Raw genomic sequence first — 24,482 nt, 5'->3', positions numbered from 1 at the left:
GGGGGTCCCCTGGGGGCGGGAGGTGCGGGGGGCGGGGCCGGAGGAGGGTCGGGGTATGACGACTCCGAGGGCCGGAATCGGCCGGATCACCGCGGCGCTCGTGGCGATCGCCGCCATGCTCCCCTACCTCACCATCAAGGTCCTCTGGCTGACCGGCAGTTCGCTGGGCGTCACGGACCCGAACCTCATGGGCACCTCCACCATGCTCGGCATGAACGCGCTGACGTTCGGCATGGACGCCGTGGCCCTGGTGCTGGCGCTGGCGTTCACGATGCGGTGGGGGATGCGGCTGCCCGCCTGGCTGGTGCTGCTGCCGCTGTGGGTGGGCACGGGCCTGCTGTCGGTGGTGATGATGACCGCGCCGCTGGGCCTGGGGCTGGAAGGCATGGGGGTGTTCGCGAACGGCGGCCCGATCGAGCCGTGGGTCTACCTGGCCGTCTACGCCGGCTTCTTCGGCCAGGGCGCGGGCCTGCTGACGGCGTTCGTGCTGTACGCGCGCGACCGCTGGCCCGCCCTCTTCTCCACCCCGATCGGGTACGGTCCCGCGCCGGCGACCAAGCCGTTCCAGCTCGTCGTCGGGTGGGGCGCGCTGCTGGTGGTCGCTCTGCTCGGCGGGACGCGGATCGTCTGGGCGCTGGGCGGCGGGCTGTCGGCGGTGGCGGCCGCGCAGGGCGTGCTGAAGGGCGGGCTGGCGATCGCGGCCGGGGCGGCGCTGCTGGTCGTCGTGCGGGGGAGCGGGCGCAGGCCGTTCTGGCAGCCGCTGGCGGCGGGCTGGCTGGGCTCGGGGGCGATGTTCGGCTGGGGCATGTACGCGCTGATCGTGATGATCGTGGGCGGCCCGCTCGGCGTCGAGATCGAGGCGGCGGCGGGGCTGGTGGAGCTGTTCACCACGCTGACGGGGCTGGTGATCGGGATGTGCGGGGGATTCGTGCTGGTGGAGAGGCTAACCGTGGGCGACGTGCAGCCGCCGCAGCACCCGCTTGAAGGCGAAGACCGAGACGGCGATCGCCAGGCCGCTCATCACGGCCACCGCTGAGGTGCGCAGCAGCATGAACCCGCCGAGTGATCCCGCCAGCGACTCGTACACGGCCAGCGCGATGCTCACCGTCGAGTTGGCCAGCAGCACGAACGCCCACAGCAGCGTGATCCTGGCGAAGAAGCGGCGTACCCGCTCGTGCTTGAGCACCGCGTTCGGCAGGTGGATGTAGTCGAGGGTGAGCTTCTGCACGAGCGGCCGGTTGAGCCGTACGGAGGCGAGGAAGGCCATGCTGATGCAGATCGTGCCGAGTTCGGGCTGGATGAAGTACCACATCCAGGTGCCGGTCCACAGGCCGACGATCGTGCGCAACGTGATCGCGGCGGCGGCCAGCAGCATCGTCGCCGGCACCGGGATCCGCCTGATCAGCCGCCACGCCACGCCCCCGTACACCCAGGCGCACGTCAGGATGAGCGCCCACTGCAGCCCCAGCACGACCATCGCCAGGTAGAACACCGCCATCGGCGCCACCACGGCTTCGAGCAGCCGGGGCGCCGCCTGGCGGGCGAGGGCGGTGAGACGGGGCAGGGTCACGGGTGGATGATTCAACGCTGACTCCGCTGATAGGCCGATGGCCGGGGCACTACCCGGGCTTACGGGCTGGCAGGCTTGCCGGATGGGCCGCTCGATGTCACCTGGCGGTCACCCTGACGCCTGAGACGATCGCACCGGCGGGTTGCCGGTCACTTACCGGTGGCTTACCGTACCTGAGGTCCCGGGCCGCGACGGCCTGTTTTGCCGCGTTCCATCGGCCCGCCGCCCGTTACCGCATGTCGGGGCCGCCATACTTCTTGGGAAAGAGTCTCAGCCGAGCGACGTCGTGGCCAGCTTGGCCCCGAACCCGACGAACAGCGCCCCCACGCCCGACGTCAGCCCGGCGCTCAGCCGCCTGCGCGAGCGGAACTGCGCCGCCAGGAAGCTCCCGCCGAAGATCAGGGCCGTCAGGTAGAGCAGGCTGAACACCTGGATGATCGCCCCCAGGATGAGGAACGACAGCGCCGGGGTCGCGTAGCCGGGGTCCACGAACTGCACGAAGAACGAGATGAAGAACAGGATGGCCTTCGGGTTGAGCAGGCTGATGGCGAGCGCCTTGCGGAACGGCCGAGGGTCGCGCACCGGCCGCACCTCCGCCGCGGCCTCGGCGGGCGACGGGTCACGCCAGGCCCGCCACGCCCCGCGCAGCATCTGGAAGCCGATCCACACCAGGTAGCCGGCGCCGGCGTACTTCACGACGGAGAACAGCAGCGGCGACGACTGCAGCAGCGAGGCCGCCCCGACGGCGGCCAGCGCCATGAGCACCGTGTCGCCCACGAACACCCCGGCCGCGGCCCGATACCCCTCACGCACCCCCCGCTGCGCGGCCAGCGTCAGCACGAACAGCGAGTTGGGCCCCGGCAGCAGGATGATGAAGAAGGCGCCGATGACGTAGGTCCACAGGTCGGTGATACCGAAGAACATGCCGCTGCACTCCAGGTGAAACGTGGTGACACATCACGGTATCGCCTGGCGGGACTCAGCCGAAGAGCTCCTCCGCCGAGCTGACCTTCAACGACCGCACGAGCAGCTCGTCGAGCAGGTCGGTGTCCGTACAGGCCATCACCCGCTCCCGCACCGCATCGGGCACCTGAACCCCCCGCTGCTCCAGCACCTTCAGCACCGATCGCGCCTCGCCCTCGGCCCGGAGCTGCTGCGCGTACTCGGACTGGTAGCGGTACGTCTTGGTGGACATCAGCTCTCTCCAAAGTCGTCGGGCCTTGGTGTCACCGAGACCCACCTCGGTGAACTCGGCGAGGAACCCAGCATGGTCGCTGTCGATGGTGTCCAGGGCGGCTGCCAGCGCATCCAGTATGACATTCACCCTGCGTGAGGTCCCGTGCGTGATGGCGGAGAACGCCGCCAGCACCACATCCTTGGCCGCCTCGGACCGGTCCGTGATCGCCGGGACGTTGTCGGGCCCGAGCACGACCGGGTAGAGGACCGAGGTGGGCCTGCCGGGCAGGCCGATGGTCTTGGGCTCGCGGGCCCACCGGGCGGTGCCCGGCTTCTGGCAGATGACGATCAGCACGACCTGGTGGCCGTACTTGGCCTTGAGGTAACTGACGTAGTAGGCCCAGGCGTCGCCCTTGGCGGCGTCCTCCTCCAACTGGGATTCGATGATCATCGTGTACGGCCCGTCGGGGCACCTGACGTCGAGCAGCGTGTCGCAACGGCGCTCGACCGGCACGATCTCGGTGAGATCGGCGTTGATCACTGTTACCTCGCACTCGTCCGGAAAGGGGATGTCCAGGATCTGGAGCGTGCGGGGAAGCAGCGAGGGTTCTGTCTGGAACAGGCGGTGAAGTGCCTCGTGTTTCGCGGTCACCATGTACGGAACGTTACTGAATCATCGCACAGAGTTTCCGGGGAATCGGTGGGCGGCGAGGGGGTGGACGCGGTGGTGGACGACGGTGGAGAGGGTGATGACGGTGGTGCTGCGGCGGACGCCCGGGATGGCGAGCATGCTGTCGATGACCTGCTGGACGTGTTCGTTGTCGCGGCCGGCGATGCGGCACCAGACGTCGCCGGGGCCGGTGACGATGTGGGCTTCCAGGAGCTCGGGCATGGCGTGGAGCGCTTCGGAGATGTGCGCGCGGGCGGCCTGCTCGACCTCCAGGGTGGTGAACGCCTGGACGGGGTAGCCGAGGGCGGCGGGGGAGAGGACAGGGCCGAAGCCGGTCACGACGCCGTCGGCGGTGAGGCGGTCGAGGCGCGCCTGGACGGTGCCGCGGGCGACGCCGAGCAGGCGGGCGATCTCCAGGAGCCCGGCGCGGGGCCGCTCGGCGAGGAGGCGCAGCAGTCGAAGGTCCAGTTCGTCCAGTCCGTGGCGCCGTGCTGGCATATTTGCCACCTTAAGCCGAAATTTCGTGTCGAAACGTGCAGCATAGACGGCCCCCTGTTGTCACAGAAGCGAGGCGTACGGAGACTGCGGGGTCATGGAGCACCCTTTCATCCCTTATGCCCCACCCCGCTACACCCCCGAAGAGATGATCAGGCGCGGCGAGGAGTTCTACGCGTTCGCCGACTCCCGGCGCAGCGTCCGCATGTTCAGCGACGAGCCGGTCCCGTACGAGGCCGTGGAGCTGGCCGTGCGGGCGGCCGGGACCGCGCCGTCGGGCGCGCACCAGCAGCCGTGGACGTTCGTGGTGATCGGCGACCGGGAGACCAGGAAGCGCATCCGCGAGGCCGCCGAGGTGGAGGAGCGCCAGAACTACGAGGGCGGCCGGCTGCCCCCGGAGTGGCGTGAGGCGCTGGCCCCGCTGGAGACGAACTCCGACAAGGGCTACCTGGAGGTGGCGCCCTGGCTGGTGGTCTGCTTCGCGCAGAAGTACGGGGCCCGCCCCGACGGCTCCCGCGTCAAGCACTACTACGTCAACGAGAGCGTGGGCATCGCCTGCGGCCTGTTCATCGCGGCGCTGCACTCCATGGGCCTGTCGACGCTGACGCACACGCCGAACCCGATGGCGTTCCTGACAGAGATCTGCGAGCGCCCGGCCAGCGAGCGGCCCTACATCCTGTTCCCGGTGGGCTACGCGGCCCCCGGCGTGCGGGTCCCCGACCTGGCGCGCAAGCCGCTGGAGGAGACACTGGTGCCGTTCCCACCGGATTTGGGCCTTTCCTAGCCGGGCCGTCGTCTTCACTCTCAGTTCAGGCGCGTGTCAACACCGAGCCCACGCGCCTGGGAGGACGAAGGTGAAACGCCGATTAGTCATCCTGCTCGCCGTCCTGGGTCTGATCTGCCTGACCGGCGCGACCGGGGCGGGAGCGACCGCGGAGCCGCCGGCGAACAAGCAGTACCGGGTGCAGGGCCCGGCGGACGCGCGGGAGCGCAGCGCGGTCGCCGCGACCGGGGCCGCGATCGACGAGGTGACGAAGGACTCGGTCCTGGTCACCGCCACGGAAGCCGAGGTGTCCGCGATCCGGAAGCTCGGCTACCGGGTGACGGAGGCGCCCGGCCCGTTACCCCCGGCCCGTGCGCGGGTGGCTGACTTCCCGCCCGCGGACTCCGGCTACCACACGTACGCGGAGATGATCGCGTTCATCCAGGACCTGGCGGCCGACCATCCCGGGCTGGTCAGCACGTTCACGTACGGGACCTCGTACCAGGGCCGGCAGCTCGTGGGCGTCAAGATCAGCGACAACGCCGGGACGGACGAGGCGGAGCCGGAGGTGCTGTTCACCGCGCACCAGCACGCGCGCGAGCACCTCACCGTCGAGATGGCCCTGTACATGATGGACCTGCTGACCGACGGGTACGGCACGGACTCGCGGATCACGAACCTGGTGAACACGCGGGAGATCTGGATCATGCCGGACCTCAACCCGGACGGCGGCGAGTACGACATCGCCACCGGCAGCTACCGGTCCTGGCGCAAGAACAGGCAGCCGAACAGCGGCTCCTCGGCCGTCGGCACCGACCTGAACCGCAACTGGGCCTACCAGTGGGGCTGCTGCGGCGGCTCGTCCGGCTCGACGTCGAGCGAGACGTACCGGGGCCCGTCGGCCGAGTCGGCGCCCGAGGTGAGCGCGGCGGCGAACTGGGTGCGCGGCCGGGTCGTGGGCGGCGTGCAGCAGATCAAGGCGCACCTCGACTGGCACACCTACAGCGAGCTGGTGCTGTGGCCGTACGGCTACACCTACAACGACACGGCGCCGGGCCTGACGCAGGACGACCGGGACGCGCACGCGACGCTGGGTCAGAGCATGGCCGCCAGCAACGGCTACACGCCCGAGCAGTCCAGTGACCTCTACATCACCGACGGCACGATCAACGACTGGATGTGGGGCGTCTACAAGATTTTCAGCTACACCTTCGAGATGTACCCGAGGGGCGCCAGCCCCGGCTTCTACCCGCCGGACGAGCAGATCGTGCCGCAGACGACGCGCAACCGGGAGGCGGTGCTGCTGTTCCTGGAGAGCGCCGACTGCGTCTACCGGGTGATCGGCAAGGAGGCCCAGTACTGCGGCACCGGCACCCCGCCGGTGACCGTCTACTCCGACACGTTCGAGACGGCCACGGGCTGGACGGCGAATCCGGGCGGCACGGACACGGCGACGGCCGGGCAGTGGGAGCGCGGCGACCCGGAGCAGACCGACTCCTCGGGCGTCAAGCAGCTCGGCACCACGGTCAGCGGCTCGAACGACCTGGTGACGGGCCGGTTGGGCGGCTCGGCCGGGACGTACGACATCGACGGCGGCGTGACGTCGATCCAGTCGCCGCCGATCACGCTGCCGGCCTCGGGCACGCTCGGCCTGTCCCTTTCCTGGTATCTCGCGCACGGCTCGAACGCGTCGAGCGCGGACTACTTCCGGGTCAGGGTGGTGGGCGCCACCACGGCCACGGTGGTGAACCAGGCGGGCGCGGCCACCGACCGTGACGCCGCCTGGAGCGTGGCGACCGCGAACCTGAACGCCTTCGCCGGGCAGACGGTCCGCATCGTCGTCGAAGCGGCCGACGCGGGCACCGCCTCCCTGGTGGAGGCGGCTGTGGACGACGTCCGCATCACCCAGCAGCCGTAATACCGGAAAGGCCGATTCGGGCATTATCGGCGTCCTTAACCTGGGAACTGCTTTGGGTCTTGTAAGGCAACGGTGTCAAAGCTACGATCACGGCAACTCTTAGGAAACTTTCCTAAAAGAAATCATGGCCCGCGTGACACCCCCCCAGGAGCCCGCGCCTCGCCGCTGCGGGCTGTGCCGTACGGCTCGCGTTCTCACCCCCCGGCGCGAGCCGTACGGCACATCATCCAGAAGGACGACATGTGAAACCTCGCGTCATCCTCGTAGCCCTCGCGACTCTCGCCGTCAGCCTCATCGCGCTCCCCGCCCAGGCTGCCTCGGCCACCGCCACCTTCGCCAAGGTCTCCGACTGGGGCTCCGGCTTCGAAGGCAAGGTGACCATCACCAACGGCACCACCACCGCCATGAACGGCTGGAACGTCCAGTTCGACGTGCCGGCCGGCTTCACGATCCCGTCCGCCTGGAACGCCAACATGTCCAGGAACGGCCAGCACTACACGTTCACGAACCCGAGCTGGGCAGGCAACCTGGCCGCCGGGGCGAGCGCCAGCTTCGGCTTCAACGGCACGCCCGGCAACTTCCCCGGCATCACCAACTGCACGCTCAACGGCGCCCCGTGCGGCGGCGGCGACAACGAGCCCGGCGCGCCCGGCAAGCCCGGCGCCGTCCAGGCCACCAGCACCGACAACAGCATCGCGCTGACGTGGGGCGCCTCCAGCGGAACCGTCACCGGCTACCGCGTCTACGAGGGCACCGCTGTCAAGGCCACAGTCAGCTCCACCAGCGCCACGATCAGCGGCCTGGGCACCTGCGAGCCGCACACCTACACGGTCAAGGCGTACAACGACCAGGGTGAGTCGGCGGCCAGCGACCCCGTCACCGCCACCACGACCGGCTGCGACACCGGCAACCCCGGCCCGCTGCCCAAGCACTTCCTCACCGGCTACTGGCACAACTTCGTCAACGCCGCCACCGAGCTGAAGCTCTCCCAGGTGCCGGACGACTACGACCTGATCGCGATCGCGTTCGGCGAGGCCACCTCCACGGCCGGCGAGGTCGTCTTCTCGCTCGACCCGGCCCTGGCCGCCGCCGTCGGCGGCTACACCGACGCCCAGTTCAGGGCCGACGTGCGGGCGCTGCAGCAGCGCGGCAAGAAGGTCATCCTGTCCGTCGGCGGCGAGGCCGGCCGGGTGCAGGTCGCCAGCGCGGCCGCCGCCACCAGGTTCGCCGACTCGGTGTACGGGCTCATGCAGAGCTACGGGTTCGACGGCGTCGACATCGACCTGGAGAACGGCCTCAACGCCACCTACATGGGCCAGGCCCTGCGCTCGCTGCGCGCCAAGGCCGGCGCGGACCTCATCATCACGATGGCCCCCCAGACCATCGACATGCAGTCGACCGGGATGGAGTACTTCAAGCTCGCGCTGAACATCAAGGACATCCTCACCGTCGTCCACACGCAGTTCTACAACTCCGGCTCCATGCTCGGCTGCGACCAGTCGCAGGCGTACTCGCAGGGCTCGGTCAACTTCATGACCGCGCTCGCCTGCATCCAGCTGGAGAACGGCCTGCGCCCCGACCAGGTGGCCCTGGGGCTGCCCGCCGGGCCGGGTGCGGCGGGCGGCGGCATCGTGTCGCCCACGCTCGTCAACCAGGCGCTCGACTGCCTGGCCAAGCTGACCAATTGCGGGACCTTCCGGCCGCCGCGCGCCTACCCGGGCATCCGGGGCGCGATGACCTGGTCGATCAACTGGGACGCCAGCCACAACTGGAACTTCTCCAGGACCGTCAAGCCGCACCTCCGGGGAATGCCATGAGAATCCGTCGCCTGTCCCTCGCCCTGCTCACCTCAGCGGCGCTGACCGCGTCCGGGGTGGCCGCGATCAGCCCGGCCGCCTACGGCGCCACCGGTAGCGCCACGAGCGCCGCCACCGCCGCCTACCCGGCCTGGGCCGCGTGGACGGCCTACACCGCCGGCACCCGCGTCACCCACAACGGCGCCGACTACGAGGCGATCCAGAGCCACACCTCCCTGCCCGGCTGGGAGCCGCCGAACGTGCCCGCGCTGTGGAAGACGGCCACCGGAGGCGGCAACGACACCCAGGCGCCGTCGGTGCCGGCCAACCTGCGATCGACCGGCACCACCACGACCAGCGTCTCGCTGGCCTGGAACGCCTCCACGGACAACGTGGCCGTCAGCGGCTACGACGTCTACCGGGGCAGCACGCTGGTGTCGACCGCGACGGGCACGTCGTTCACCGACACCGGCCGCACCCCGAACACCTCCTACACCTACACGGTCCGGGCCCGCGACGCCGCCGGCAACGTGTCGGCCGCCAGCAACGCGGTCACCGTCACCACGCCCGACGGCCCCGGCCAGCCGGACCCGACCAGGATGCCCGGCGCGCCCTACCTCTACATGGGCTGGGGCAGCCCGCCGAACCCGGGCACCGTCATGGACGCCACCGGCGTCAAGTCGTTCACCATGGCCTTCATCCTGGCCAGCGGCGGCTGCAACCCGGCGTGGGACGGCAACCGGCCGCTGACCGGCGGCGCCGACGCCCAGGCGATCTCCACGATCAAGTCCAAGGGCGGCAGCGTCCAGGTGTCCTTCGGCGGCTGGTCGGGCAACAAGCTCGGCCCGAACTGCTCCACGCCGCAGGCGTTCGCCGGCGCGGTGCAGCAGGTCATCAACGCCGTCGGGCCCGCCGTGGTGGACTTCGACATCGAGAACACCGACGAGTTCGAGAACTACACCGTCCAGGACCGCATCCTGAACGGCCTCAAGATCGTCAAGCAGAACAACCCGAACGTCAAGATCGTGGTCACCTTCGGCACCACCAGGACCGGCCCCAACGCCCACGGCGTCCGGCTGATCAACCAGGCCAAGGCCCTGGGCGTGCCGATCGACAACTTCACGATCATGCCGTTCGACTTCGGCGGCTCCAACATGTACCAGGACACGGTCAACGCCTCCGAGGGCCTGAAGACCGCGCTCAAGAACGCCTACGGCTGGACCGACGCGCAGGCGTACGCGCACATGGGCATCTCCGGCATGAACGGCCTGTCCGACCAGCAGGAGCTGACCTCGCCGGCGATCTGGACGCAGATCCGCGACTGGGCCCTGTCCAAGGGCCTGACCAGGCTCGCCTACTGGGCCGTCAACCGCGACCGCCCCTGCCCGGGCGGCGGCGTCACCGCTCACTGCAGCGGCATCGCCCAGACGGAGTGGGAGTTCACGAAGACCACCGCCGGCTTCTGACCGGCAGGTGATCGACGGGGGAGGGCGCCACACCTGCCGGCGCCCTCCCTTCTCATGCCAGACAAGGAAGGATCACCATGAAGTTCCGAGGGTTCGCGGCGGCGGCCGCCCTCGCGCTGGGCCTGACCGCCCTCCACCCCACCTCCGCCCTGGCCGCGAACATCGTGCTGAACCCCGGCTTCGAGTCGGGCCTGTCCGGCTGGACCTGCTCGTCGGCCGAGGCCGTCTCCTCCCCGGTGCACGGCGGCGCCGGCGCCGTCCGCGGCACCCCCGCCGGCGCCGACTTCGCCCGCTGCCAGCAGACGATCACCGTCCAGCCCAGCACCGCCTACCAGCTCTCCGCCTGGGTCCAGGGCGGCTACGTCTTCCTGGGCGCGACCGGCACCGGGGTGAACGCCAGCACCTGGGGCCAGCCCGGCGCCCAGTGGCAGCAGCTGAAGACCTCCTTCACCACCGGCGCGACCACCACCAGCGTCGCCATCCACGTCAACGGCTGGTACGGCACCGGCGCGTACGTGCTCGACGACGTGATCCTCGACGGCCCCGGCGGCCAGCCCGACACCGAGGCGCCGAGCACGCCCGGCAACCTCGCCGTCGGCAACGCCACCAGCACGAGCCTCACCGCCACCTGGAGTGCCTCGACCGACAACTCCGGGAGCGTCGCCCGCTACGAGGTCTCACGCAACGGCGGCGCCCCCGCCGCCACGACCGGCACCACCCACACGGCCACCGGCCTGACCCCCCAGACGGCCTACCGCTTCAAGGTCCGCGCCTGCGACGCCGCCGGCAACTGCTCCCCGTACACCGGCGAGGTGACCGGCACCACCACGGTGGGCGGCGGCGACGGCGGCGACCTGCCCGAACGGGTCATGGTCGGCTACCTGCACGCCTCGTTCGCCAACGGCTCCGGCTACATCCGCATGAGCGACGTCCCCGCCGAATGGGACATCATCAACCTGGCCTTCGGCGAGCCCACCTCGGTGACCTCCGGCGACATCCGCTTCAGCCAGTGCCCGGTGGCCGAGTGCCCCAACGTCGAGTCCGAGGCCGACTTCATCGCCGCCATCGACGCCAAGCAGGCCCAGGGCAAGAAGGTGCTGATCTCCATCGGCGGCCAGAACGGCCAGGTCCAGCTCACCACCACGGCCGCCCGCGACAAGTTCGTCCAGTCGGTCAGCGCCATCATCGACCGCTACGGTCTCGACGGCCTCGACATCGACTTCGAGGGCCACTCCCTCTACCTCAACCAGGGCGACACCAGCCTCGCCAACCCCACCACCCCGGTGATCGTCAACCTCATCCAGGCGCTCAAGACCCTCAAGAGCAGGTACGGGTCAGACTTCGTGCTGACGATGGCCCCGGAGACGTTCTTCGTCCAGCTCGGCTACCAGTTCTACGGCCCCGGGCCGAACGGCACGGCCGACCGCAGGAGCGCCTCCTACCTGCCGGTCATCCACGCCATGCGCGACGACCTGACCCTGCTGCACGTGCAGGACTACAACTCCGGGCCGATCACCGGGCTCGACAACCAGTACCACACGATGGGCGGCCACGACTTCCACGTGGCCATGACGGACATGCTGCTGGCCGGCTTCCCCATCATGGGCAACGCGGCCAACGTGTTCCCGGCGCTGCCGCCGGAGAAGGTCGCCATCGGCCTGCCCGCCTCGCCCAACGCCGGCAACGGCTTCACCACGGTCGGGGAGGTGCAGAAGGCGTTCGACTGCCTGTCCAAGGGCACGAACTGCGGGCCGTACAAGCCGCGCGGGGTCTACCCGGGGCTGCGCGGCCTGATGACCTGGTCCATCAACTGGGACAAGTACAACGGTTACGAGTTCTCCCGCAGCCACCGGGCCTACCTGGACCGCCAGTAGGGCTCACCGGACCAGGTGCGTCGGCTTGATCGGCAGGCCGGCGCCCGGCGGGCGGTAGACGGGCAGGGCCTCGCCGTACTCGTGCATCCAGGCGTGGTCGATCAGCAGCCGCATCCGCCGCCCGCCGGGCTCCGGCACGTCCGGCCGCCCGGCGTGGCCCGCATGACCGGCATGACCCGGGTGACCGGCGTGCCCGGCCGACAGCTTGGCCACCGCGTCGGCGACCAGGCCGGGGTCGGGCGGCGCCAGGTCGCACCGGTCGTCCGGCCCGATCAGCAGGTCCACCTCGGGCGGCAGCGGGTAGATCCACCTCGGCAGGCAGAGCACGCGGGGCGGCGGCGCCATCGGCAGCCCGTCGCCCACCGCCTCCAGCAGCATCGACCGCGCCGTCCGCCGCTCGAACAGCCCGTCGCCGAGCGCCCAGCTCAGCGCCCCCACGTCCGCCCGGTCCTCGCCACAGGCGTGCAGGCACAGGTACGGCACCAGCGGGATGTCCGTCCCGCCCGCCGGCTGCGCCCACCCCTCGCGGCACCCGGTCAGCACCAGCAGCGCCAGCATCGCCCGGTAGGCCGTGTCGGCGTGCGGCGTCTCCAGCCGGCCGGGCACCACCATGCACCGCCCGCCCGTCTTCTCCGCCGTCACCCCCAGCTCGCGCGCGATCTTCAGCGCCCGCGACGCGGCCACGCCCGTGCACGCCTCCTGCCAGCCCGGCGTGTACGGCTCGTCCCGGTCGTCGTACCCCGACGGCCACCGGCCCGGCAGCCCCGGCCTGACCACCCCGTACACCGCCAGCAGCAGGTCGAACACCGTCGTCACCAGCTGCCCGCCCTCGGACGTCGCCGGCACCCCGCGCCGCAGCACGTCCGGGCCCGCGTCGAACCGGGGCAGCAGCACCTCGACGCCGGCCGCCCCCTCCTCGCCGTACAGGCTCAGCCGCCCCGCCGAGCCCCCGTGCAGCCCGCCCGGCACCAGCGCGCCGCCGCGCTCGCGCAGCCGCACCAGCAGCGGCAGGTCGGTGCCCGCCAGCGCCTGCGCGGCGAACGCGGGCCGGTCCAGGTAGAACTCCTTGAGCAGCACGTGCCCGACCGCCATGGCCAGCGCCCCGTCGGCGCCCGGCCGCACCACCACCGTCTCGTCCGACAGGCGCGTCGGGTGCGGGCCGATCGCCACCACCTTCTGCCCCTTGTAGCGCCCGGCGATCACCCACGGGGTGTCGGGGGAGCGTACGGTCCGGTTGTTCTCACCCCACAGCAGCACGTACGACGCGCGCGCCCAGTCCTCCGGGCGCGGCCCGCGATAGCCCGGCCCGAGCATCTGCGCGGGCGCGTTCGACTGCTCGGTCAGCACCGCGCCGCCGAGCCCCGCCACCAGCCCGGCCAGCGGCGCCGTCGCCAGCGCCGCCACCTGGTCCGCGCCGTGCTCGGACGCGGTGTGCACGATCGCGGCGGCGGCCAGCTCGGCGGCCGTGCCGTCGTCCAGCGGGACCCGCCGCCCGCCGCGCGCCCGGCGGTAAACCTCCGAGTTGGCTGTGAGTTCCGCCCAGGCGGCCACCGGGTCCCCCGGCCCCTCCCGTGCCTCGAAATAGAGCCTGACCAGCGCCTGGTTGACCTGCGATCCCCCCATGGAAAAAGTTCAGCACAGACAGTCATGTTCTGACGCCGTACGACCCGGCATGTCGGGGATAAGAATGTGGCAGCATGCGGGCGCGTACGGCACTCTAGATTCCGCCATGGAACACGCAGTCCTCACGGGGGTCGTCCTCGTCACCGGTGTCGTCCTCGCCCTGATCGCCCAGTGGCGAGACTGGCGGCCGTCCCTGCTCGTCGCGATCCTCGTCGGGATCGCGGTGCGGGTCCTGCTGCTCTTCACAGCGGCGACCGACACCCAGTGGCAGCCGGTCGACTACGTCAACAGCTTCCGCCCGGCCGGCGAGGCCGTGCTGCGCGGCGAGGATCCGGTGCTGGCCAGCAACGGCGGCTGGCACTTCCTGCCCACGATCCCCTACGTCTACGGCATCCTGCTCTGGCTCGGCATCCCGTGGGACTACGCCGGCCGCCTGGTCACCGTGGTCGCCGACATCGTGCTGATCCCGCTCGTGGCCAAGCTCGCCGGCGGCCCGAAGGCGTCGCTGCGCGCCTTCCAGTACGCGCTCAACCCGCTGGCCCTGCTGGTCGCCTCCATCCACGGGCAGGTCGAGCCGGTGGCGCTGGTGTTCGGCGTGGCCGCGTTCGTCGTCGCGCGCGGCCCCGGCTCGCCGCACCGGGTGGGCGTCACCGACGCCGCCATCGGCCGGGTGCGCCAGGCCGTCTCCGAAGGCGGGCTGCGGGTGCTGCCGCGCATGGTGCTCCAGGCGCTGCGGCCCGGCCCCACGGACCGCGCCGACCTCAAGCGGGCCGCGCTGGCCGGCGTCCTCATGGGGCTCGCCCTGTGCGCCAAGAGCTGGCCCATCTGGCTGATCCCGGGCTTCCTGCTGCTGCTGCCCCACCTGCGCTCCCGGATCGTGGCGCTGTTCACGACCGGCGCGGTGCCGCTGTTCTTCCTGGTGACGCTGCCGGTGTTCGCCGGCACCGCGTTCGACCAGATCCCCGAGGTCATCCGCACCATCCAGTCGATCCGCCCGATCGTCGGCGAGTGGGGCTGGACCCCGCACTTCACCGGCGGCCACTGGGACCTGCGGCCCGACCTGGCGACGTTCGGCACCTACCTGATCTACGCGTGCGTGGTGGCCGCGATCCTGGTCTGGCGGCGCGCCGACCCGATCGACATGACGATCGCGATCCTGCTCATCTTCATGGTCGTCACGCCCCGGCTCGGCGCCCAGTACCTGCTGTGGTTCATGCCGTTCCTGGTCGCCAGGCCGACCCGGTTCGCCTGGCCGGCGATCCTCGGCGTCTCGCTCTGGTCGGCCTACGGCTACATCTACATGACGCAGTACAGGGGCGAGGCGTGGGGCGTGCTGCACGCCGACTGGTCGCGGGCCTCGATCGTGCTGCTGCCGGTGCTGCTGCTGGCCATGCCGTGGGGCCGGCGCAAGCCGCAGGCGCCCGGCCTGACCGGGCCCGCCACTCCGGCGGGCCCGGGCGGCCTCACCTCAGCCGGTCGTACAGGGTGATCCACTGGTCGGGTCGCACGTACCCGACCACGGTGTCGCGGGCCACGCCCGCGGCGGCGAGCGCCGCGTCCACGCCCTCGTAGCGTGTCCGCAGCGAGGCGCGCAGCGACCCGCCCACCCCGCTGAAGCCCAGCTCGACCAGCGCCTGATAGTCGCGGCGCGAGCCGGCCAGAGGCTCCGGCCTGCGCTCGACGCGCAGGATCGCCGAGTCGACCGACGGGACCGGCCGGAAGCTCTCCCGGCCGACCCGCTCGCCCAGCCGCCAGTCGAACCACGGCCATGACTCGACCGTGACCAGGCTCCAGCGGCCGTAGTCGCCCGTGCGTTTACGGGCGTACTCCCGCTGGGTGAGCAGGGTCGCCGAGGTCAACCCCGGCGCCCGCAGGCACCAGCCGACGATCCTCGACGTGACCGCGTAGGGGATGTTGCCCACGACCGCGAACGGCTCGCGTGGCGCGCGGGCCGCCGTGAAGTCGCCCCGGACCACGTCGATCCGCGGATCGTCGCGCGTCCGAGAGGCCAGCCTGCCGGCCAGCCGGGGGTCGATCTCGTAGGCCGTGACCTGGGCCCCGGCCTCGGCCAGCGCCAGCGTGAGCGCTCCTTCGCCCGCCCCGGGCTCCAGGACGGGCCCGGCCGGTGCGGCGGCCTTGACCACCAGCTCCAGGGCATGCCTGTCGACCAGGAAGTTCTGCGACAGCTCGCGCCGCGCCCGATCCCGGGGCGTGCGGCCACCGCCGGAGCTCCTGGCCTTCTTCTGGGTGTGTGAATAGTTTCCGTGCGCGAAGTTCTGCGCCACAGCTTTCGCCCTCTCGGGTCTTCGAGTCGATGGGAGGCTCGAAGGGCCCCGGGCGCGCCGCGGACGCGCTCAGTCGTCCGCTAGCGGGCCAGAGGCCGGCTGCGGCGCATGCGCATGTAGACGGTGCCGAACATGCGGCTGATGCTAGGAAGAGCCGCCCCCGCGCGGCAACCGATTAAATCCGCTTTGAGCTGGCATTGAAGTCCCTGAGGTATTCCTTGGCTTATGGACCGTCCGGCCAGGGTGCTCGTCGTCGACGACGAACCCAACATCCGCGCCCTGCTCTCGCAAACGCTGCGCCTGGTCTCCTTCGAGGTCAGGACCGCCGAGACCGGCGCCGAGGCGGTGGCGGCCGCCCGCGAGTTCGACCCCGACCTGGTGGTGCTCGACGTCATGCTGGCGGACATCGACGGGTTCGAGGTCGCCGGGCGGCTCGGCGAGCGCGTCCCGGTGCTGTTCCTGACCGCCCGCGACGCCGTCGAGGACCGGGTGCGCGGGCTGACGCTCGGCGCCGACGACTACGTGACCAAGCCGTTCAGCCTGGAGGAGGTCGTGCTGCGGATCCGCGCCATCCTGCGCCGCAGCCGCACCCCGGCCCCACCGGACGACGTCCTGCGCTACGCCGACCTGGAGCTCGACGCTGCCGCCCACGAGGTGCGGCGCGGCGGCGTCCCGGTCGAGCTGTCGCCCACCGAGTTCAACCTGCTGCAGTATCTGATGGCCAACGCCGGCCGCGTCGTCAGCAAGGCGCAGATCCTCGACAGCGTCTGGCGCTACGACTTCGACGGCGACTCCAGCATCGTCGAGTCGTACGTCTACTACCTGCGCAAGAAGATCGACCGGTGGGAGCCGCAGCTCATCCACACCGTGCGCGGCTTCGGCTACACGCTCAGGACGCCCCGGTGAGACCCGCCACCTGGACGCTGCGCACCCGCCTCGTCATGGCCGTCCTCGCCCTCACCGCCGTCGCGCTCGTGCTGGCCAACGTGTTCGGCATCACGCTGCTGCACAACACCATGGTCGGCCGGGTGGACAAGGAGCTCACCGGCCTCAGCAAGATCAGCGGGGAGCGGGTCCAGCCGTCGGGGGCGGTCGTGAAGAGCGGCGTGCTGGCCAAACGGTTCGCCAGCCAGCTCCGCATCCTCGTCTTCGCCGCCGACGGCAGCATCATCGCCCAGACGCCCGGCGCGGGCAGCCCCGGCCCCGCGATCGAGACGTTGCGGGTGGGCGCCCCGTACACCGTGCCCGGCACCACCGGCGCGTCCTGGCGGGTGCTCGTCACCCCGTCGCCCGACGGCACCGTGTGGGTGGTCGCCCAGTCGCTCGCCGAGGCCGAGCAGGTCAGGACCTCCAGCATCGCCATCGCCACCGCCGTCAGCGCGCTCGTGCTGCTCCTGCTCGGCCTCGCCGGCGACGCCCTGGTACGCCTCGGCCTGCGCCCCCTGACCCGCATGGAGCGCACGGCCGGCCACATCACCCGGGGCGACTTCGCCAGCCGCGTGCCCGCCCCCGACCCGCACACCGAGGCCGGCCGCCTCGGCGCCGCCATGAACGTCATGCTCGACCGCGTCGAGTCGGAGATCGCCGCCCGCACCGCCTCCGAGGCCCGCATGCGCCGCTTCCTCGCCGACGCCTCCCACGAGCTGCGCACCCCCCTCACCTCCGTACGCGGCTTCGCCGAGCTCTACCGCCGGGGCGGCGGCGACACCGGCGAGATGATGGGCCGCATCGAGGACGAGGCCGCCAGGATGAGCGTCCTGGTCAACGACCTGCTCACGCTCGCCCAGCTCGACGAGGAACGGCCGCTGGACCGGAAGCCGGTCGACCTGCTGGCGGTGGCCGCCGACTCCATCCGCGACGCCCGCGCCCGCGTCCCCGACCGGCAGGTCAGGCTGGCCGGCCTGGGCGGCGCGCTGGCCCCCGTCTCCGCCCTGGGCGACGAGGCCCGGCTGCGGCAGGTCGCGGCCAACCTCATCGGCAACGCCCTCACCCACACCCCGCCCGAGGCCGCCGTCACCGTCCGCGTCGGCAGCCGGGCCGGGCGGGCCGTGCTGGAGGTCGCCGACACCGGCCCCGGCATCGCGCCCGAGCACGTCCCCCACCTGTTCGACCGCCTCTACCGGATCAGCCAGGGCAGATCCAGGTCCGACGGCGGCAACGGCCTGGGCCTGGCCATCGTCGCCGCCATCGTGCGCGCCCACGGCGGCAGCGTGGACGTCGACACCGCGCCGGGCCGGGGTGCCACGTTCTCGGTGCTCCTACCTGGTTCCCAGGCGGCTCCCAGCCCGCTCTGATCCGCACCCGCCACCGTCGGGGGCATGAGACGAACACTTCTCACCGCGGCCCTGCTCGCGCTGGCCGCGGGATGCGGGACGCAGCAGCCCGCCACCGGCGTCGCCTCGGTGTCGAGCGCCTCGGCCGCGCCGACGGCCTCCGCCTCCCCGGCCGCCACGGCGGACCCGGAGGAGCAGGGCAGGAAGTTCGCCGCGTGCATGCGCGAGCACGGCGTCGACATGCCCGATCCCGAGCCGGGCGGGAACGTGCGCGTGCTCGGCAAGGCCCAGGCGGGCAAGGCGGAGTTCGAGAAGGCCATGGCCGCCTGCCGATCGCTGGCCCCGTTCAAGGACCGCGGCGAGCTCACCCCCGAGGACGAGGAGCGGATGCGCGCCTACGCCAAGTGCATGCGCGACAACGGCGTGGACATGCCGGACCCGGAGCCGGGCAGCGGCCTCAGGCTCAAGGCCGACGGCCGGATCGACCCGGAGGACCCCGCGTTCCGGAAGGCGATGGACACGTGCCAGGACCGGCTGCCCCGCAACGGGAAGCGGAAGTGACCAGGATGACCCGCACACCGGAACCCCTGCCGAGGCCCCGGCGGTCGCTGGTGCGCCCGGTCGCCTGGACCGCGGGCGCCGCCCTGCTCGCGGCCGCCGTCACGGCCGCCGCGCTCGGCTTCGGCGGCGACGCCACCGGCCCGGCCGCCGCCGTCCGCACCCCGCCCGCCACCGCCACCGTCACCAGGACGACCCTCACCGAGACCAAGACCGTCGACGGCGCCCTCGGCCACGGCCCCGCCACGACCGTCACCGCCAAGGCGCAGGGCACGATCACCTGGCTGCCCGCCGAGGGCGCCACCATCACCCGGGGCCGCGCCGTCTACAGCGTCGACGCCGACCGCCGCCCCCTCCTCTACGGCGCCATGCCCCTCTACCGCACCCTCCAGGACGGCGTCGAGGGCGCCGACGTCAAGCTCCTGGAACGCAACCTGGCCAAGCTCGGCTACACCGGGTTCGACGTCGACGACGCCTACACCTGGGCCACCCGCGAGGCCGTCGAGGACTGGCAGGAGGATCTCGGCCTCGACGTCACCGGCCGCGTCGAGCCCGGCGACGTCGTCGTGGCCGGCGGCCCCCTGCGCGTCGCCGAGCTCAAGAAGGCGCTCGGCGACAGCGCGGCCGGCCCCGTGCTCACCGCCACGGGCACCACCCGCCGGGTGCTCGTCGACCTCGACGTGGCCGACAGCCACCTGGTGCGCAAGGGCATGCCCGCCACCGTCGAGCTGCCCGACGGCACCGAGGTCGACGGCAAGGTCACCGCCGTCGGCCGCGTCGCCGAGCAGAGCGGCGACGCAGACGACACCGCGACCACGGTCGAGGTCGAGGTGTCGGTGTCCGGGCTGAAGAAGACCTACGACAGCGCCCCCGTCGAAGTCACCGTCGTCGCCCGGCAGCGCGAGAACGTCCTGGCCGTCCCCGTCGGCGCCCTGGTCGCCCTCGCCGAGGGCGGCTACGGCGTCCAGGTCGTCGAGGGCCCCGCCACCCGCTACGCCGCCGTGGAGACCGGCATGTTCGCCGACGGCCAGGTCGAGGTCACCGGCATCGCCGAGGGCGTCACCGTGGCGGTGCCCACGTGATCGCCGAGCTGACCGACGTGCGCAAGGAGTACGGCGACGTCGCCGCCCTGCGCGGCGTCACCATGAGCATCGGGCACGGCGAGCTCGTCGGCATCGTCGGGCCGTCCGGATCCGGCAAGTCGACCATGCTCAACATGCTCGGCACCCTGGACCGGCCCTCCGCCGGAACCGTCCGCATCGCCGGGCACGACGTCGGCACGCTCGGCGACAGGCAGCTGTCGGCCCTGCGCGCCAACGTCATCGGCTTCGTCTTCCAGCAGTTCCACCTGGCCGCCGGGGTCCCGGCACTGGACAACGTCGCCGACGGCCTGCTCTACAACGGGCCCGCGCTGCGCGAACGTCGCGACCGGGCCGCCGAGGCGCTGGAGCGCGTCGGGCTCGGCCACCGGCTCGGCCACCGCCCGCACGAGCTGTCCGGCGGCGAACGGCAGCGGGTCGCCATCGCCCGCGCCGTCGTCGGCGACCCGGGCCTGCTGCTGGCCGACGAGCCCACCGGCAACCTCGACTCCCGCTCCGGCGCCGGCGTCATGGACCTGCTGCGCGAGCTCAACGCCACGGGCACCACCGTCGTCGTCATCACCCACGACCGCGACATCGCCGCCTCGCTGCCCCGCCAGGTGGAGATGCTCGACGGCCGGATGCTCGACGGGGCACGCCGGTGAACGTCCTGGAAAGCCCCCGCATGCGCCCCCGCGACGTGATCAGGACGGGCGGCTCCGGCCTGCGCGCCAGACCGCTGCGCGTGTTCCTGTCGGCGCTCGGCATCGCCATCGGCATCGCCGCCATGCTCGGCGTCGTCGGCATCTCCGCCTCCAGCCGGGAGGACCTGAACCGGCAGCTCGCCGCGCTCGGCACCAACCTGCTCACCGTCGCCCCCGGCCAGACGCTCTTCGGCGCCGACGCCCATCTGCCCGCCGAGGCCGAAGGCATGATCGGCCACATAGGCCCGGTCACCTCGGTCACCGCCACCGGCCGCACCCCGGCCAAGGTCTACCGCAACGAGCACATCCCGGAGAGCGAGTCGGGCAGCATCTCCGTCCTGGCAGCCCGCCTCGACCTGCCCGCGGACGTGAACGCCGCCCTCACCACCGGCGTCTGGCTCAACGAGGCCACCCACCGCTACCCGGCCGTCGTGCTCGGCGCCAAGGCCGCCGACCGGCTCGGCGTCGTCCAGGCCGGCCCCGACCAGCGGGTCCGGCTCGGCGGTCAGTGGTTCACGGTCGTCGGCGTGCTCGCCCACGTCCCGCTTGCCCCCGAGCTCGACACCGCGGCCCTGGTCGGCTGGCCTGTCGCCGAGGAGCGGCTGGACTTCGACGGCTACCCGACCACGATCTACGCCAGGGCCGGCGAGCCGTCGGTGACCGCGGTGCGCGACGTGCTCGCCGCCACCGCCAACCCGCGGGCGCCGAACGAGGTCGAGGTGTCCAGGCCGTCGGACGTGCTCGCCGCCAAGCAGGCCACCGACGCCACGCTCAACGCCCTCCTGCTCGGCCTCGGCGGCGTCGCCCTCCTGGTCGGCGGCGTCGGCGTGGCCAACACGATGGTCATCTCGGTGCTCGAACGCCGCGCGGAGATCGGCCTGCGCCGCTCGCTCGGCGCCACCCGGGGCCAGATCAGGCTGCAGTTCCTCGCCGAGTCGCTGCTGCTGTCGGCCATCGGCGGCGTCGGCGGCGTGGCGCTCGGCATCCTCGTCACCGCCGCCTACGCGAGCCTCCAGGGCTGGCCCGCGACCGTGCCCGCGTGGGCGATGGCCGGGGGAGTGCTGGCCACGCTCGTCATCGGCGGCGTGGCCGGCTTCTATCCGGCGGTCCGCGCCGCCCGCATGTCCCCCACGGAAGCGCTGGCCGCTCCCTGACGAGGCCGATTCGTACAAGAGAACCATGCGGCCGGTGGCGTACCGTCGGCCGCATGGACGTTCTCGACCGTGCGGCCGGCTACCTGCGGCTGCACGCCAGACTCATCGACAGGCTCAGGTTCGAGGCCCTGTTCGCCGGCGGCTCGCGCGAGCGGGTGGCCGGCGCGCTGCGCGCCTACCAGAACCCCGACGGCGGCTTCGGCCACGCGCTGGAGCCCGACCTGCGCGGCGCGGGCAGCCAGCCGCAGCCCGTCGAGGTCGCCTTCCGGCTGCTGGACGAGCTCGACGCGTTCGGCGACCCGATGGTGGCCGCCGCCTGCGACTACCTCGCCGCCGTCAGCACCCCCGAGGGCGGTGTCCCGTTCATGCTGCCCACCGGCGAGCCGCGCGCTCCTTGGTGGCAGACGCCCGACGACCCGCCCGCCGACCTCAACCCCACCGCCCCGCTCGCGGGCCTGCTCCACAAGCACGGCGTCACCCACCCGTGGCTCGGCCCCGCCACCGCCTTCTGCTGGTCGCGGATCGCCCGGATCACCGACAAGGCCGAGCAGTACGAGGCCCGCGCCGTGCTCACCTTCCTCGAACACGTCCCCGACAGGGAGCGGGCGCTCGCCGAGTTCACCCGGCTCAAGCCCGCGCTGCTGGCGGCGGTCTCCCTCGAACCCGACCAGCCCGGCCACGTGCACTACCCGCTCGACTTCGCGCCGGAGCCGCTCACGCTGCCCCTGTTCGAGGCCGCCGTGCTGGAGCGCCACCTGGACGTGATGCTGCGCGACCAGGACGACGAGGGCGGCTGGGCGCCCAACTGGGAGATGTGGACGCCGCTGGTGCGGCACGAGTGGGGCGGCTACATCACGGTGGCCAACCTCAACACCCTGCGGGCGTACGGACGCCTCTGAAGTTCTGTCGGTGCCCGTGCGTAGCCTGGGGGCATGTACGCGGAACGGGCTCCGGAGCCGGCCCTTGCCGATCGCGTGGCCTGCCTGTGGCGGCAGGCCAGCGAGGACGACCGGGCACAGCTGGTGGTGCCCGACGGCTGCGTCGACCTGATCTGGGGCCCCCGAGGGCCGTTCGTGGCCGGGCCCGACACCCGGCCCGACCCGGTCGCGATGCGGGCCGGCGACCGGTTCGCCGGCGTCCGCTTCAAGCCGGGTGCCGCCGGCGACGTGTTCGGCGTGCCGCTGTCGGAGCTGCGTGACCAGCGCGTCCCGGCCGCCGCGCTCGACGCCCTCGCCGGGCTGCCCGCCGACCCGCCGGACGACCCCCTCCGGGTGCTGCTCGCGGTGGTGCAGACGCGGCTGCGCCGCACCGCCGCCCCCGACCCGTCCGTCCCCGCCATCGCCGCCCGCCTGCGCACCGGCCGCACGGTCGCCGAGACGGCGTGGGACCTCGGGCTCAGCGTCCGCCAGCTCCACCGCCGCTCCCTGGCCGGCTTCGGCTACGCGCCCAAGACCCTCCAACGCGTCGTACGGTTCCAGCGCGCGCTCAGGCTGACCCGGGCTGGGGTCCCGTTCGCCGACGTCGCCGCCCGCGCCGGCTACGCCGACCAGGCCCACCTGGCCAACGACGTCAAGCGGCTGAGCGGCGTCACGCTGCGCCGCCTGGTGCCCACCGGCTGACCGGGCTACCGGGGGAGGCTCGCGGGCTTGCTGGAGATGAGCGCCCCCGCCCACTCCGCCCGCGGGTCGCTGTCGATCAGCAGCGCCCTGACCAGCAGGCTCAGCGGGATCGCGAGGATCGCGCCCAGCGGCCCCAGCACGAACGTCCACAGGATCAGCGACAGGAACGTCATCGTCGTCGACAGCCCCACCGCGTCGCCGAGGAACTTGGGCAGGATGAACGACTGCGTCACCACGTTGATGGCCCCGTAGGCGGCGACGACCAGCAGCATCTCCTTCACCCCGCCGTGCAGCAGCGCCAGCAGCGCGGGCGGGATCAGGCTCAGCACGAAGCCGATGTTGGGGATGTACATGCCGATCATCGCCAGCACCCCCCACAGGAGCGGCAGCGGCACCCCGATGAGCGTGAGCGCGATGACGTCCAGCACGGCGTTGAGCAGCCCGAACACCGTCGAGACGATCAGGTAGCGGCGCGTCTTGTGGGTGAACCCGGCCAGCGCGATCACCAGCCCCCGCCGGCGCCCCTCGCCCGCCGCGAGGATGCGCGAGGTGATCGGCGCGTCCAGGCACATCGCCAGCAGCAGCACCACGATGAGGAACAGGCTCGACAGCACCCCGATCACGCCGCCCAGCAGGCTCTGCGCGATGCCGAGCAGCCGCTCGGGGTCGAAGCTGTCGAAGGCGCGGTCGATCTGCGCGTCACTGATGCCGTGCGAGACCGCGAACCGTTCGGCGTCGCCCAGCAACTGGCTGAACTTCCCCGCGTACGAGCTGATCAGGGTGGTGAGCTGCACCGCCGACACCGTCAGCACCGCGGCCATCCCGAGCAGCACCAGAACGAGGATGAGGAACGGCACCGCCACCTGGATCCAGACGGGCGCGCCGTGCCGGGCAAGCCACCCGCGCAGTGGTGACACCGCGATGACGAGAACCAGGGCCAGGATGACCGGCCCGGCGATGGAGGCCACTTCGCGGATCCCGAACAGTGCGATCACCGCGCCGGCGATCCCCATCAGGACGATGAGCGCTCTGGGCACCGGCTGATCATTCACGCGGGGTTCCTACCCCTGCCCTAGGGAACACACCGCCGCGCGCCGCCGATTTGACGGTTGCGGGAGCCGTACATAGAGTTCACCAGTCCCGCGAGGACGGTGTGATCACCGGAATCGCCCAGGGCACCTCCTCCAACCACCTCCGGTCCGCGGATGCTTCACGTCCACGGGGCGCCGATTCGACAAGAGTCGGAGTTCGGAGTAAGTTAGAAGGGTTGCTCCGGAGACGGGGCGGTCGAAATTCCCGCAGGTCGAGCAAGTCCGGTCAATTTGACAGGGACTTGAACGGCTGAAAGAATTAAGACACAACGAAATGAGCGCCTCTCGCAGGACTGGAGAGCAAGCGTCCGTTTCTTGAGAACTCAACAGTGTGTCAAAAGCCAGTGCATGAAGTTTTTCATGCAACA

22 protein-coding genes are annotated in these 24,482 nt (G+C 71.7%); 15 read left to right on the top strand and 7 right to left on the bottom strand.

Translation table 11 applies throughout. The features are described 5' to 3' along the window. The first annotated feature begins 55 nt into the window (after window positions 1-55). A complete protein-coding gene (locus tag KME80_RS42710; RefSeq protein WP_219517248.1) occupies window positions 56-1,036 on the top strand; it encodes a hypothetical protein in 981 nt (326 codons plus the stop codon). Here KME80_RS42710 and KME80_RS42705 read toward each other — a convergent pair. From KME80_RS42705 to KME80_RS42690, 4 genes are all read right to left on the bottom strand, one after another. Next, the gene (locus tag KME80_RS42705; RefSeq protein ID WP_219517247.1) at window positions 944-1,570 is read right to left on the bottom strand and encodes a VC0807 family protein; all 627 of its coding nucleotides are present in this window, start codon (window positions 1,568-1,570) and stop codon (window positions 944-946) included. The genes KME80_RS42710 and KME80_RS42705 overlap by 93 nt on opposite strands. Window positions 1,571-1,840: 270 nt before the next feature. Continuing rightward, a complete protein-coding gene (gene leuE / locus KME80_RS42700; RefSeq protein ID WP_219517246.1) occupies window positions 1,841-2,494 on the bottom strand; it encodes a leucine efflux protein LeuE in 654 nt (217 codons plus the stop codon). A gap of 55 nt (window positions 2,495-2,549) precedes the next feature. Continuing rightward, window positions 2,550-3,401: a hypothetical protein gene (locus KME80_RS42695; protein ID WP_219517244.1), complete on the bottom strand. Its 852-nt coding sequence runs from the start codon at window positions 3,399-3,401 to the stop codon at window positions 2,550-2,552. 18 nt (window positions 3,402-3,419) lie between these two features. Then, window positions 3,420-3,914: an Lrp/AsnC family transcriptional regulator gene (locus KME80_RS42690; protein WP_219517242.1), complete on the bottom strand. Its 495-nt coding sequence runs from the start codon at window positions 3,912-3,914 to the stop codon at window positions 3,420-3,422. A gap of 94 nt (window positions 3,915-4,008) precedes the next feature. On the opposite strand from KME80_RS42690, the gene KME80_RS42685 reads away from it, so the two are divergent. The 5 genes from KME80_RS42685 (at window position 4,009) to KME80_RS42665 (ending at window position 11,728) form a co-directional block, all read left to right on the top strand. Then, the gene (locus tag KME80_RS42685) at window positions 4,009-4,695 is read left to right on the top strand and encodes a nitroreductase family protein (protein ID WP_219517240.1); all 687 of its coding nucleotides are present in this window, start codon (window positions 4,009-4,011) and stop codon (window positions 4,693-4,695) included. Between the two features lie 70 nt (window positions 4,696-4,765). Then, on the top strand, window positions 4,766-6,592 hold the full coding sequence (locus tag KME80_RS42680; RefSeq protein WP_219517239.1) for a M14 family metallopeptidase: 1,827 nt from the start codon (window positions 4,766-4,768) through the stop codon (window positions 6,590-6,592). Window positions 6,593-6,834: 242 nt separating this feature from the next. Further along, window positions 6,835-8,409: a chitinase gene (locus tag KME80_RS42675; RefSeq protein ID WP_219517237.1), complete on the top strand. Its 1,575-nt coding sequence runs from the start codon at window positions 6,835-6,837 to the stop codon at window positions 8,407-8,409. Next, window positions 8,406-9,854 (top strand): carbohydrate-binding protein, encoded by a 1,449-nt coding sequence (locus KME80_RS42670; protein WP_219517235.1) that lies wholly within the window; start codon window positions 8,406-8,408, stop codon window positions 9,852-9,854. The genes KME80_RS42675 and KME80_RS42670 overlap by 4 nt, the downstream gene beginning before the upstream one ends. Window positions 9,855-9,931: 77 nt before the next feature. Beyond that, window positions 9,932-11,728, top strand: coding sequence for a chitinase (locus KME80_RS42665; protein WP_219517233.1), 1,797 nt, complete (start codon window positions 9,932-9,934; stop codon window positions 11,726-11,728). A 3-nt stretch (window positions 11,729-11,731) separates the two neighbouring features. Here KME80_RS42665 and KME80_RS42660 read toward each other — a convergent pair whose 3' ends face one another. Continuing rightward, complete coding sequence (locus KME80_RS42660) at window positions 11,732-13,351, bottom strand: molybdopterin-dependent oxidoreductase (protein ID WP_219517231.1); 1,620 nt, start codon at window positions 13,349-13,351, stop codon at window positions 11,732-11,734. 106 nt (window positions 13,352-13,457) lie between these two features. Between KME80_RS42660 and KME80_RS42655 the strand changes: the two genes are divergently transcribed. Beyond that, window positions 13,458-14,840 carry a putative hexosyltransferase gene (locus tag KME80_RS42655; protein WP_246646684.1) on the top strand — a complete coding sequence of 461 codons (1,383 nt, stop codon included), beginning with the start codon at window positions 13,458-13,460 and terminating at the stop codon, window positions 14,838-14,840. On the opposite strand, the gene erm is transcribed toward KME80_RS42655, so the two are convergent. After that, window positions 14,815-15,537, bottom strand: a complete 723-nt coding sequence (gene erm, locus KME80_RS42650; RefSeq protein WP_246646687.1) for an ErmE/ErmH/ErmO/ErmR family 23S rRNA (adenine(2058)-N(6))-methyltransferase — start codon at window positions 15,535-15,537, stop codon at window positions 14,815-14,817. The genes KME80_RS42655 and erm overlap by 26 nt on opposite strands. 324 nt (window positions 15,538-15,861) lie before the next feature. On the opposite strand from erm, the gene KME80_RS42645 reads away from it, so the two are divergent. The 8 genes from KME80_RS42645 to KME80_RS42610 are packed head-to-tail and all read left to right on the top strand — an operon-like array spanning window position 15,862 to window position 23,023. Further along, complete coding sequence (locus tag KME80_RS42645; RefSeq protein WP_219517227.1) at window positions 15,862-16,542, top strand: response regulator transcription factor; 681 nt, start codon at window positions 15,862-15,864, stop codon at window positions 16,540-16,542. Beyond that, window positions 16,539-17,930 (top strand): sensor histidine kinase, encoded by a 1,392-nt coding sequence (locus KME80_RS51200; protein WP_219517226.1) that lies wholly within the window; start codon window positions 16,539-16,541, stop codon window positions 17,928-17,930. The genes KME80_RS42645 and KME80_RS51200 overlap by 4 nt, the downstream gene beginning before the upstream one ends. Window positions 17,931-17,954: 24 nt before the next feature. After that, window positions 17,955-18,470, top strand: coding sequence for a hypothetical protein (locus KME80_RS42635; protein ID WP_219517225.1), 516 nt, complete (start codon window positions 17,955-17,957; stop codon window positions 18,468-18,470). A gap of 5 nt (window positions 18,471-18,475) precedes the next feature. Continuing rightward, window positions 18,476-19,549, top strand: a complete 1,074-nt coding sequence (locus KME80_RS42630; protein WP_219517224.1) for a peptidoglycan-binding protein — start codon at window positions 18,476-18,478, stop codon at window positions 19,547-19,549. Further along, on the top strand, window positions 19,549-20,211 hold the full coding sequence (locus KME80_RS42625) for an ABC transporter ATP-binding protein (protein WP_308126161.1): 663 nt from the start codon (window positions 19,549-19,551) through the stop codon (window positions 20,209-20,211). Before KME80_RS42630 ends, KME80_RS42625 begins: the two co-directional genes overlap by 1 nt. A gap of 20 nt (window positions 20,212-20,231) precedes the next feature. Further along, window positions 20,232-21,404, top strand: a complete 1,173-nt coding sequence (locus tag KME80_RS42620; RefSeq protein ID WP_219517252.1) for an ABC transporter permease — start codon at window positions 20,232-20,234, stop codon at window positions 21,402-21,404. Between the two features lie 53 nt (window positions 21,405-21,457). Next, window positions 21,458-22,303 carry a hypothetical protein gene (locus tag KME80_RS42615; protein ID WP_219517223.1) on the top strand — a complete coding sequence of 282 codons (846 nt, stop codon included), beginning with the start codon at window positions 21,458-21,460 and terminating at the stop codon, window positions 22,301-22,303. A 33-nt stretch (window positions 22,304-22,336) separates the two neighbouring features. Beyond that, window positions 22,337-23,023 (top strand): DUF6597 domain-containing transcriptional factor, encoded by a 687-nt coding sequence (locus tag KME80_RS42610; protein WP_219517222.1) that lies wholly within the window; start codon window positions 22,337-22,339, stop codon window positions 23,021-23,023. 5 nt (window positions 23,024-23,028) lie between these two features. On the opposite strand, the gene KME80_RS42605 is transcribed toward KME80_RS42610, so the two are convergent. Continuing rightward, window positions 23,029-24,075, bottom strand: coding sequence for an AI-2E family transporter (locus tag KME80_RS42605; protein ID WP_308126160.1), 1,047 nt, complete (start codon window positions 24,073-24,075; stop codon window positions 23,029-23,031). Window positions 24,076-24,482: the final 407 nt, after the last annotated feature.

Origin of the sequence: Nonomuraea ceibae (assembly GCF_019396325.1) — a bacterium.
Lineage (GTDB): Bacteria > Actinomycetota > Actinomycetes > Streptosporangiales > Streptosporangiaceae > Nonomuraea > Nonomuraea ceibae.
Note: the sequence above shows the minus strand (reverse complement) of the source record. Positions and strands in the feature narration are given on the sequence as shown.